General features: G+C 38.0%; 8 protein-coding genes and 1 pseudogene. 6 read left to right on the forward strand and 3 right to left on the reverse strand.

Going from position 1 to position 11,981, the window contains the following annotated elements:
* From DCO44_RS16290 to DCO44_RS16305, 4 genes are all read left to right on the forward strand, one after another.
* The coding region (locus DCO44_RS16290) for a type I secretion C-terminal target domain-containing protein (protein WP_228157564.1) at window positions 1-2,459 on the forward strand (2,459 nt) is incomplete at its 5' end.
* 149 nt (window positions 2,460-2,608) lie between these two features.
* Window positions 2,609-4,138 (forward strand): TolC family protein, encoded by a 1,530-nt coding sequence (locus DCO44_RS16295; RefSeq protein WP_116763715.1) that lies wholly within the window; start codon window positions 2,609-2,611, stop codon window positions 4,136-4,138.
* Entirely contained in the window at window positions 4,135-6,264 is a 2,130-nt protein-coding gene (locus tag DCO44_RS16300; RefSeq protein ID WP_116763716.1) for a type I secretion system permease/ATPase, read from the forward strand. Before DCO44_RS16295 ends, DCO44_RS16300 begins: the two co-directional genes overlap by 4 nt.
* A complete protein-coding gene (locus DCO44_RS16305; protein ID WP_116763718.1) occupies window positions 6,261-7,451 on the forward strand; it encodes an HlyD family type I secretion periplasmic adaptor subunit in 1,191 nt (396 codons plus the stop codon). Before DCO44_RS16300 ends, DCO44_RS16305 begins: the two co-directional genes overlap by 4 nt.
* Before the next feature lie 140 nt (window positions 7,452-7,591).
* Here DCO44_RS16305 and DCO44_RS16310 read toward each other — a convergent pair whose 3' ends face one another.
* Together DCO44_RS16310 and DCO44_RS16315 are read right to left on the reverse strand one after the other, a co-directional pair.
* Complete coding sequence (locus tag DCO44_RS16310) at window positions 7,592-8,245, reverse strand: hypothetical protein (protein ID WP_116763720.1); 654 nt, start codon at window positions 8,243-8,245, stop codon at window positions 7,592-7,594.
* Window positions 8,246-8,445: 200 nt separating this feature from the next.
* Window positions 8,446-9,177, reverse strand: coding sequence for a Fic family protein (locus DCO44_RS16315; RefSeq protein WP_116763722.1), 732 nt, complete (start codon window positions 9,175-9,177; stop codon window positions 8,446-8,448).
* A 194-nt stretch (window positions 9,178-9,371) separates the two neighbouring features.
* On the opposite strand from DCO44_RS16315, the gene DCO44_RS16320 reads away from it, so the two are divergent.
* Together DCO44_RS16320 and DCO44_RS16325 are read left to right on the forward strand one after the other, a co-directional pair.
* On the forward strand, window positions 9,372-10,370 hold the full coding sequence (locus tag DCO44_RS16320) for a Fic family protein (RefSeq protein ID WP_116763724.1): 999 nt from the start codon (window positions 9,372-9,374) through the stop codon (window positions 10,368-10,370).
* A 562-nt stretch (window positions 10,371-10,932) separates the two neighbouring features.
* Window positions 10,933-11,202, forward strand: a complete 270-nt coding sequence (locus DCO44_RS16325) for a hypothetical protein (protein WP_116763726.1) — start codon at window positions 10,933-10,935, stop codon at window positions 11,200-11,202.
* 652 nt (window positions 11,203-11,854) lie between these two features.
* Here the strand turns inward: DCO44_RS16325 and DCO44_RS16335 are convergent.
* Window positions 11,855-11,981, reverse strand: a pseudogene (locus tag DCO44_RS16335) (IS5/IS1182 family transposase); the annotation flags it as partial.

The following is an 11,981-nucleotide window of genomic DNA, read 5'->3' on the forward strand; positions in this document are numbered from 1 at the left end:
TCACTGATACGGCAACGCTAGAAGGCAAGACAGATCATGACAATGATCCAAGCACACCAGACCAAGGTGGTTTAGATCGCGTTGATGGTGCAATCACCGCTGAAATTGATCCGAAAGCAGGCACAGTATCAGGCACAGTGACAGACGTACCTGAAGGCGAAAAAGTCATTGTAACCATTGAAGGTGTAGACAAAGACGGTAATCCAGTTAAGGAAGACGTTGAAACTACCGTGGTTGATGGTAAATACACTGTTGATATCCCAGCAGCAATTGTTGATGGTTCACCAGTTGAAGCAGAGGCGAAATCAACCGACAACAACGGCAAGCCAGTCACTGATACGGCAACGCTAGAAGGCAAGACAGATCATGACAATGATCCAAGCACACCAGACCAAGGTGGTTTAGATCGCGTTGATGGTGCAATCACCGTTAAAGTTGACAACAAAGGTAATATTACTGGTGGTACAACAGACGTTAAGCCTGGCAGTGAAGTGAAGTTGACGATTACCGGCCAAGACAAAGATGGTAACCCATTGGTTGACAGCACAGTCACTGCAATTGTTCAGCCAGATGGTCGCTACACAGCACAAGTTCCAGTGGGCTTTGCCGATGGAAACCTAACAGTGAAAGCAGAAACAGAAGACCGTAATGGTAAACCTGTTGAAGCTGAAGACAACCTAGGTACAGGCAAAAATGATGATCCAACAACACCAGGTGATGAGAGTGAAGGCTTAGACAGAGTTGATGGTTCGATCACCGTTAATATTGTTGATACAGATAGTACTCAAATCACAGGTACAACAGAAGATGTTGCACCAAACAGTAAAGTCACATTAGAAATTACTAGTATTGACGAAAACGGTGAAACATTAACATTCACTGAAGAAGTATTTACAAATGTGGATGGTGAATATAGCTATACCTTAACACCAGCACAAGGGAATGCTACAGAGGTTGTTGCCAAGGTTGATGATCGCAATGGAAACGAGCTTCAAGATAGTGACCAATTAGATGCTGTAGTGAAGGCTGATCCATCAACAGATATTAATAATGGTGATAACGATGTCGTAGGTACTTCAGGAAATGATGTGCTTGCTGGTGACACAGGAGGCTTGCAAACTAATTTTGTCGCAGGTCAGGACTATAATGTATCGATTGTACTAGATTTATCTGGAAGTATGTTATGGGCTATGAATGGTACTAGCAATCCGCCTGCTGGTGAATCACGTTTAGATATTGCTAAAAAAGGGTTAAAAGCATTCATACAGCAGATGGTCGATCATGACGGTGTCATCAACTTGCAAATTGCTTCGTTCTCTGCAAGTGGTGGTACAGGTAACCAGTATAATCAGGTTTTCTTAGATGTCAGTGCAGATAATATTGATCAAATCTTTGCTTATATTGATGCTTTGCAAGCAGGTGGTGGTACAAATCCAGAACAAGGCTTTGTTAAAGCAGTAGATTGGTTTGATGATGTTTCATCAGCAGATTTTGAGAATCAAACCTATTATATTACCGATGGTGAACCTTCTAGTTCGCAAACAACAATTGATAATGCGTTTAATCCATTGGCAGCCCAAAGTAAAGTTTTTGCAGTTGGGGTAAGTAGTGCGATTAGTGATGCTACTGTATCACGCTATGACAATACTGATGTAAATGGCGACAAACTGTCAGGTACATGGAATGGCGATAGCAATCATGGTACTGCAAAGGCGATTGCTGATGCAAACAAATTGATCGCTTATCTCATCGGTGGTTCAGAAAACTTTATTCCAGCAGATGTTGGAGCTGATACCGTCAAAGGCGGTGCAGGAGATGATGTTCTGTTTGGCGATGCTATGAACACAGACTGGATTACAGGCTTAGATCCTCTGCAATATCCAAAGTATTCAGGTTATTCGAAACTAATTGCACATTTAAAAGCGACAGAAACAGGTGGAGCAGAACCAACACAGCAACAAATCTATGATTTTGTAAAAGCTAATTATCGAGACTTTATTGCCGCTGATGCTACTGATCCAGCAACAAAAGGTGGTAATGACACCATTTATGGTGGTTCAGGCGATGACATTATTATTGCTGGTGCTGGAAATGACATTATTTATGGTGGTTCAGGCAATGACATTATCTCAACTGGACGAGGTGATGACACCATTATGTATGATGTGCTCAATGCTGCGGATGCAAAAGGTGGAAATGGCACAGACACTTGGGTTGATTACGAAGCTAACGATAAAATTGAATTTGCTGCGGATTTCTTCGATGGTTTATTGGCAGATAAAAGCAATATAGGTGACTATATTACTGTCGTAGCTGACGGAAATGGTAATGCGGTTATTCAGGTAGATCGTGATGGTAGCGCTGCAACTCATACGATGTCTGATTTATTAATCGTCGAAAACCAAGCAGGTTTAAGCTTGCAGGATTTAATTGATAATAATCAGCTTGTCATTGGCTAACTAAATAAAACGGTTATAGATCTTCGGATCTATAGCCGTTTTTTAATCTTTATTTTTTGTTTGATTCAACAATAAAGATGAATAGTAATTGCAAATATGAGTTCAACTTTTCAATTTATAAGTAATTGATTCTATTTAGATGTTTAAAAATGACTCCCATTAAATCGAGATTAGGCTGGATTTTAGTATCTCCATTCTTCGTTCTAGTCACGCCAGTAAAAGCAGACACTTTTTATGATTATTTAAGTCATAAAAAAGATGAAATACACCAAATACTTGGCAAAGAATCGAATGATTCTTTTTACAAAGTAAACATTGGAAAGCTGAGTGAATTCGACCTTGCAAGCACTTCAATGCATGAAGATCTTCCTCTAGTGACATCATCTAAAAATCAAATCAATCAAAAAACAAAGACAATTGCTTCAAATGAAACTTGGTTAGAGGGAAACCAAGAATTAAGTTTTGTGGAAGCTGTGCATCAGGCGCTACGCCATCGTCCAGAGATTACTCAAAGTATTGCAACGATAGCAGGGCAGGGAGCAAATATTGATGTAGCAAAAGCTGAATATTTTCCACAGGTTTCGGGGGGAATCACCACAGCCGATTTAACTACGGGAGAGCGAGGACGACAGCTTTATACGCTTTCGGCAACACAAATGCTCTATGATTTTGGAAAAATTAAAAGTTCAGTGGATATTGAAAAAGCGAAACTTTTTCAAGAACAAGCAAATGCTTTGGTCAATATAGATGATATTGCCTATCAAACGGCAAATGCGATTGTAAATATTAAGCGATATCAAGAGATTGTTCGCATTGCCGATCAGCAAATTAAAGGAATAGCTCGTATTGCGGAAATTGCGAATCTACGTGCAAATGCGGGAATCAGTAGCCAAGCAGATCCAGTACAAGCTCAATCAGACTTGGAAGCAGCAGAATCCAATAAAATTGTTCAACAAAATCAGCTAAAGCAATATCAACAAAAGTTACGTAATTTATTGGGGCGTGATGTTTCCAACCAGCAAATTAAAATACCTGAAACCATTGTAAAAAATGCGGGTCTTTACGAACAAACGCAATTTAATTTAGTTCCTGAAATGATGGCAGCTCAGGCGGCAATACAAGTTGCAAAATTCCAAAAAGAACAAACTAAATTAAGTGCTTACCCAACAATTAATGTAAAAGGTAGCCTAAGTCAGGCATTAAATGGCACAAATCCAAATAACAACAAAGATGATGGCTTTTATAATTCAATCATGCTTGAAGCCACCAGTGATTTTTTTCAAGGTGGGGCTATTCGCTCTAAACAGCGCTCAGCAAGTTATGCAGAAGAAGCAGCAAAGGCTGAATTGAATGCTGTCTATCTTGATGTATTGGATCAAGTTCAATTGATTCGTGAAGAAATAGAGAACAAGCAAAAGCAGATTCAAATTCTAACCGCACGTCAGCAGTCTACAACTCGAACGAAAGAGTTGTATCAAGAACAATATAAATTAGGTACGCGATCTGTGGTTGATTTATTGAATTCGGAACAGGCCATCCACAGCGCAGCGCAAGAAATAGAAACTGCAAAATATGATATTTACGCCAATTTAGTTCAATACATCAAGATCACAGGCCGTACTCGTGATTTATATCAATTAAATAATATTTCAATTCAAGGGTTTGAAATTCAACCATGAGCAAAACTATTTATTATCAGCCATGGCTTCAAGCCGTCTTAGCGATTGCAAAGCATTATCGTATTGAGCCATCTGAAGAACGCTTACGCCTTCAACTCGATTGGAATCCAAATCAGTCAATCGATGATATTTTGACTGTGATGAGCCGTCAAATAGGAATGAGCATACGGAAAATTGAGTTTAATGAAGAGGTTTTGAATCCTTGGCGTTTACCACTACTTATAGAGATGCAAGATGGTCAAGTTGGGGTGCTGGATAAACTGGATATAAATGGTAATGCCAATATTCAGTTCAGTGGTGATCAGGGGTTAGCACAAGTCCTCAGTGTAGAGCTATTAAAACAAAATGCAGCCAATATCTATATTTTACGACCTGAAAAGTCCATCTCGGATGTTCGTATTGATGAATATATTAAGCCGTATGAGCAAAGCTGGTTTTGGTCAATTGTACTCAGGGACTGGAAGCGTTATCTAGATGTGATGTTTGCATCGTTAATGGCAAATATATTGGCATTGGCAACAATTTTATTTTCGATGAATGTTTATGACCGAGTCATTCCAGCCCAATCTGTTCCGACTTTGTGGGTATTGGCTGGGGGAGTGCTGATTGCTGCAATATTTGAGTTTTGTCTGCGAGTAGCACGTATTTATTTATCCGATATTATTGGCAAGCGTGCCGATCTGAAAATTTCAGATAAGGTATTTGGTCATGCTTTAAGAATTAAAAATAAAGAGCGATCCAAATCAACAGGTACGTTTATTTCGCAAATACGCGAATTGGAGGGAGTACGTGAATTAGTTACTTCTACAACGATTTCAGCCATTGCTGATCTTCCTTTTTTCTTTTTATTTTTGGCAATTTTCTGGCTCATCGGTGGCAATCTTTTTTGGGTGATGGTTTTAGTTGTTCCTTTAATGATTGTTCCTGGCATTTTGATTCAGAAACCATTGGCGAAATTGGCATCTGAGGGTATGCGTGAAGGTGCTATTCGTAATGCAATACTGGTGGAAGCTGTTCAAGGCATAGAAGATATTAAGTTACTACGTGCAGAGTCTCGCTTTCAGAATCAATGGAATCACATGAATGAAGCTGCTGCGGACATTTCTATGCGACAGCGTAAGTTGGTTGGAGTTGTTGGGGCTTGGACACAGAAAGTTCAGGGTTTAACTTTTGCGATTGTGGTATTGGTTGGATGTTTTGCTGTAATGAAAGGGGAAATGACGACTGGTGCGCTCGTTGCTTGCTCGATTTTATCATCACGAATGTTAGGACCAATTGCACAAATTTCGGGTGTTCTAGGGCGTTTTCAACAAGCCAAGGTTGCCAAAACAAGCTTGGATGAATTGATGAAGAAGCCTGTAGACCAAGCACCACAGGCACATTTAATTCATCGCCCTGCGTTAACTGGACATTATGAACTGAAAGATACAGTCTTTAAATATGGCAATGATGATGCCAAACCGACATTGATTATTCCCAAACTAGAAATTCAGTCTGGTGAGAAAATTGCAATTTTAGGTCGTAATGGTGCCGGAAAATCAACGTTACTACAGTTGTTGTCTGGAATGCAGGAGCCTACACAAGGAAAAGTTAAACTTGATGGGGTTGATTTACGATTGATTGATCCTATGGACGTACGTCGTGATATGGGCTTGCTTAATCAAAATGCGCATTTATTTTTTGGAACTGTACGGGAAAACTTGACCTTAGGTGCTCCATTGGCGACTGATCAAGAGATTTTAAATGCGCTGAATCTCACAGGAGCATTAAGTTTTGTACTTGAGAAGAAAGAAGGCTTAGACCATCAAATTTTAGAAGGTGGAATGGGTTTCTCTGGTGGCCAACGTCAAGCTTTGCTGTTAGCACGTTTACTACTTCGTCAGCCTAATATTCTATTGTTGGATGAACCTACAGCTGCGATCGATGATGTTTCTGAAAAACAACTCATTGAAAACCTGAAAGATTGGTTGGGGCAAAAAACGTTGGTGATTGCAACACACCGCCGCGCGGTACTGGAGTTGGTGGATCGCATTATTGTGGTTCATGACGGAAAAATTGTGATGGATGGTCCTAAAAATCAAGTCTTAAACAATTCAAATGCTAAAGCAGTGAGTACAGCATCATGAGTAGAAAACTGACAGAAAAAAAAGATGCTCTAAAACCTCAAGCATTTGAACCACCTTTACCACGAACCAGTCTGTTTATCTGGATTATTTGTGTAGGTCTTCTTGTTTTACTGATCTGGGCTTGGCTTTTTAAACTTGAAGAAGTGTCAACGGGTACGGGTAAAGTTATTCCATCTTCAAAGGAGCAGACTATACAGTCTTTGGAAGGTGGAATTTTAACGAAGCTTTATGTGCATGAAGGGGAAATTATTCAAAAAGGTCAAATATTGGCTCAGCTTGATCCAACTCGTTTTGCATCAAATGTCGGTGAATCTGCATCTTTATTACTTGCTTCTCAAGCAACTGCGGCACGACTACGTGCAGAAGTAAACGGGACGCCTTTAGTGTTTCCAAATGAAGTATTAAAAGAGCGTGGTTTAGTTGAGGAAGAAACAGCACTGTACCATTCACGTCGATCTAACTTAGAAGAATCCTTAGCTGGTTTAAAACAAGCACTGATTCTGGTTGAGCAAGAGTTGCAAATGACAGAACCATTGGTTGCAAAAGGCGCAGCAAGTGAGGTAGAGGTTTTAAGGCTGAAACGACAGGCGACAGATTTACGTAATCAGATGAGTGATGTCAGAAACCAATATTCAGTAAAAGCTCGGGAAGAACTGGCAAAAGCAAATACAGATATTGAAACTCAGTCTCAAGTGGTGAAAGGCAAGTCAGATTCTTTGAGCCGAACCTTGTTTAAGTCCCCTGTGCGTGGGATTGTCAAAGAAATTGATGTGATGACTATTGGTGGAGTGATTTCTCAGAATGGTAAGTTGATGACAATTGTTCCGCTTGATGAAAAGCTTTTGATTGAGGCCCGTATTTCTCCACGAGACATTGCTTTTATTCATCCAGGACAAGAAGCACTGGTTAAGATTACTGCCTATGACTATTCAATCTATGGGGGATTGAAAGGGAAAGTTTCCATTATTTCCCCTGATACTTTAAGAGATGAAGTTAAGCAAGATCAGTATTACTATCGTGTTTATATTCGAACGGATTCAGACAAGTTGGTTAATAAAGAAGGTCAGCAATTCAATATCACCCCAGGTATGGTTGCAACGGTAGATATTAAAACAGGTGAGAAAACGGTCTTGGATTATTTAATCAAGCCATTCAATAAGGCTCAAGAAGCATTAAGAGAAAGATAGCAATAAGGACGATGGTTTAAGTATAGAACATCATCTTATAATCAAAAGAAACCATGATGAGTAGTAAAATACATAAGTTGAGAATTCTAATGTATTTTACTATTCATCTTTCGTTGATAATTTCAAAGTTATAATAATATTTAATATTTCTCAATATTAATCTCGTAGATTAATTCATTGCAGTTTAAACGTTGCTCTTTAGGTATTTGAATTTCTGTTGAAAAATCAGGTTTGTAGATAATTTTTCTTTGTCCCTCTGCAAAAGGGACTGAAAAATTATATTGATAAGTACGAGTTTGAAGTGGGTCATATTTTCTAACCAGACTGTCATTTGGACAAATATATTCTTGAGTGTTTTTATATTCATTCCCAAATTGATCTTCTAGTTTAATGTTGGACTTACATTCTGTGAAATATTCAAATATAGGGCGTTCAGTTAAATTCTCAGTAATCACTTGTATTGAAACATTGTTTGGTTCAGTTTGAGTAGGTAGTAACACGCCACTTGCCTCACCGTGATTAAGAGGTTGTTTTGTTTGATTATGTAGTAATTGCATAGTGATTTTTACATCACCACACTGAGTTGCTATTTGTCCATTCGACCAGATTATATATTGCTCAATCATGTCAATCTCTGGATCTGCATCATCCGAGGGTCTCGTTGGGGTTGTACCCGTTTGTAATGGTCCAGTTCCAGATCCCCCTAAGCTCACTCCTGCTGAAAAATTATCACCTTCACCACAAGCCACTAAGAATATAAGACTAAAATAAAAAAAACTATGGTGAGATTTCATTTGGTGTTCGATAGTTCTTAAAAATATATTTTTGTACTATATCGGTTCTATTGCACAAATCTATCCCTAAAGGCTTATTCATTTGAGAATTATAATGGGGAATAAGCCCTTAACAATAGGTTTGTGCAACAAAGCTCTTTTGCATTAAATTATACAATTACTTTTTGCGATCAAGGTATCGTAAATTCTGTAGATATTTTTTAAATTTCTAAAACAACTTGATATGGTTTAAATCCTTGCAGTACAGCATCAGCAACCAATTGTATAAAAGGCTTAGTCTTACCATGTGCCATCCATTGATCTAAAGCCTCATAATAAGCTAAGCGATTTTCAACAGTAATGACGCAAGCTGGATAGCCAGCTTTCATTAATTCCAAATTCATGAGTAAACGAGAGGTACGCCCATTCCCATCAATGAATGGGTGAATGCCAACAAAGTCAGCATGTACTTTGGCTGCACGTTCAATGGGATGCATTAGATCTGCTTGTGTATTATACCAATCTACTAATTGAGCCATTTTATCATTCAGTAATGTGTAATCTGGCGGCGTGTTAGTAGTACCTGAAATGAGTACATTTTGCTGGCGATAGCGTCCAGCATTGTCATCATCGATATTTTTTAAAATCAATTGATGGATATTGCAAATTTGCCACTCAGAAAAAGGCTCTTCTTTTTTGATGATATCCTCAACGTAGTAGATCGCATCTCTATGATTAATTACCTCGAAGTGATCTTTTAATTTTTTACCACCTACAGCGATGCCTTCTAAAACGACTTTGGTTTCTAGCAGTCTTAGTGCATTACCTTCGATTGCATTAGAATGGTATGTCCAATGCAGAATAAGATATTCTTGTAAATTTTTAGACATAAGGTCAGAAAGAGGTCGCTTCTGATCAAGCTTGTTTTTTAACCCATCAATAACTTTGAACAATGCAATTTCCTGCGTATATTTAAAATAAAGATAAAGCAAAGTAGAATTTAAAAGAATAACTGATTAGTTATCTCACTGTTTCAGGATAGAAAAAACCAGCATGCTTGTAGTCGGTATTACTCACTAAGCTATGAAATATTAATATTTTAGAGTTTAATCAACTGTGCTTTGTTTTTACATCAATTAGGAATGGCATGAAATATCAACCGCCTTATACGATCACCTCTAAAATTATTCACTTGATTGCACAAATTAGTGAATCAATAGGGCGTTTGACTGCATTAACCCAAATCCAAGATAGCCTTAAATTGCGAAAAGCCAATCGTATTCGAACGATTCAAGGGTCTTTAGCAATTGAAGGGAATACCTTGAGTACAGAGCAAATCACAGCGATCCTGAATGGCAAGACCATTATTGCTCCACCTAAAGAAGTTCAAGAGGTGCGTAACGCCCTAAAGGCATATGAAGAAATTCAAAATTGGAATCCTGATCAAGAATCTCATTTGCTGAAAGCACATCAAATATTGATGACAGGACTGATTGATGAGGTTGGACAGTATCGCCATGGCGGTGTTGGTGTGATGTCAGGGGATCGAGTCGTACATATGGCTCCGCCTGCAAATCAAATTCACCGTTTGATGGGAGAGCTATTGCAGTGGTTGGTTGATGGCAATGAACACCCATTGATTCAGAGTTCAGTATTTCATTACGAGTTTGAGTTTATACACCCATTTGCTGATGGCAATGGGCGGATGGGGCGTTTATGGCAAACTTTGATCTTAAGCCAGTGGAATCCAATTTTTCTCAATATCCCTGTAGAAAGCCTGATTTATCAAAACCAAAAAGCTTATTATGATGCATTGCAAGCGAGCACAGATCGTTCAGATTCTGCACCTTTTATTGAGTTTATTTTGCAGATGATTCTAGATGCAATACTCAGTTCTGATGCCAGCGATCAAGATACCGCTCAAGCTAGCGTACAAGTTAGCGATCAAGTTAAACGTCTCATCCAGAATATGGAGCAGAAGGAATATAGCCTAACTGAGCTGATGGCTCTATTAGACTTGTCCCACCGAGCAACATTCCAAAAAAATTATTTAACTCCAGCATTAGAAGCAGGTGTGGTTGAACGCACCCTTCCTGATAAGCCTAAGAGTCCTAAGCAAAAATACAAATTAAAAATTGAGCTATAATGACCGTACGCCATTTCAAATCCAAATTCAGGATTTGAATAAGATATTAAAGTGATTCAATGCATTAAATCGAAGTTGGGTCAAAATTGGGTCAATGAAATTATTTTTTTCTTATAAATCAAATAAAAACAGTTGCTTGGGTTTTGAGTTCAATTGACGCCACCCCAAAATTCAATTCAGAGCTGTTCGACTGAATGTAAAAAAGCCTTTAAACTCAATGTTTAAAGGCTTTTTTATTGCCTGTTTATGCCGTTATATGAAGTTTCTTATAGCTTGTTGTTATGTATGGTAGCGTGTAGAGATCGAAGGATGGTGGGAAGATAAAAAGCAAGCTCGATATTGTTGAGGCTTGATGAAGACCAAGATAGCGTAAGTTGTCTTGGTTTTTTATTTCTAGTTGAGTAATTTTACTGTTTAAAAGTGGTGGGTGGCCTATTATTTTTCATGAGATTGTTTTAATATCAAACTCTTATGATGAAATTCAAAGGTTCGATTTGAATTAAAAATTAATAGTACTTTATAACTTTAATAATGTTTCAAAATATATTTATAAGGATTTCCTATGTCTGCGATCATTCTTATTGTTTACAATATTTTGTTCTTCGCTACATTTGCTTGCTTGATAAAACCGAGTTTGCTCGCTAATTTTATAGGTAGGGAACCATTACCACGATGGATTTTTGCTGTAGCACTTGTAATTATAGTTTCAGTGAAGCCAAACCCTCATGAGCCAGAAAAAGATGATGCTAAAATACAAATAGCTACTCAGAACTTAGCTACGACAGCAGAAGCAGCTCCTATATCAGTAGAGGCGGCAGAAATTAAACAATAATTTAGAATAACATTGTAAGGTATAGCTTGTATGGTTATTTTGTTTTTGTAAATAAAATTGTTATATATTAGTTGTTTGTTTCAATTGACGCCACCCTAAAATTTAATTCAAAGCTGTTCGACTGAATGTAAAAAAGCCTTTAAACGCAATGTTTAAAGGCTTTTTTATTGCCATACTATCCTAAGTGATTTGACCTAATTTTTGCCTTGTATGAGTAATTATTGGGATAATTTGACCCAGAAATTGATACTTAATATTCTTGTTAAAGTTATGGCACTCACAGACACTGAATGTAAAAAGTCTCAACCAACGGACAAACAATATCGTCTTTCAGATTATCCAATAAGAAGATCAGAATCGAAATTTACTGCATCAATATCTAACTCAGCTAACCCTACATCGTTCTGAAAAATTATTTGTACGTGTTGATTTCGGCTAACTGAGCATGCACGTAGAATCGGTGAGCAATCGTTGAATGTAACCAATCACTATGGCGCAGTCTCATTTGAAGAACATGATTTGAAAGGTATCTCGGTAAATTGTTTGGATGACAAGCAGATTCAACGTACTTTGTAAGCTCTAAAAACTCGTTTCTTCGACCTATAGAGATAATTAATAATCAAAAAGGCTGGTATAAAACTAGGGCGTGTCCTTATTTGGCTTTACACCAAATGAACATGCAAGCAATGTAAATCATAGACTGATAATTTCGTGCCAGCTTATCAAATCGGGTTGCAATCGCTCGAAAATGTTTTAACCTCGCAAAGGCATTTTCAACT

The organism is Acinetobacter sp. AM (assembly GCF_003105055.1).
Lineage (GTDB): Bacteria > Pseudomonadota > Gammaproteobacteria > Pseudomonadales > Moraxellaceae > Acinetobacter > Acinetobacter tibetensis.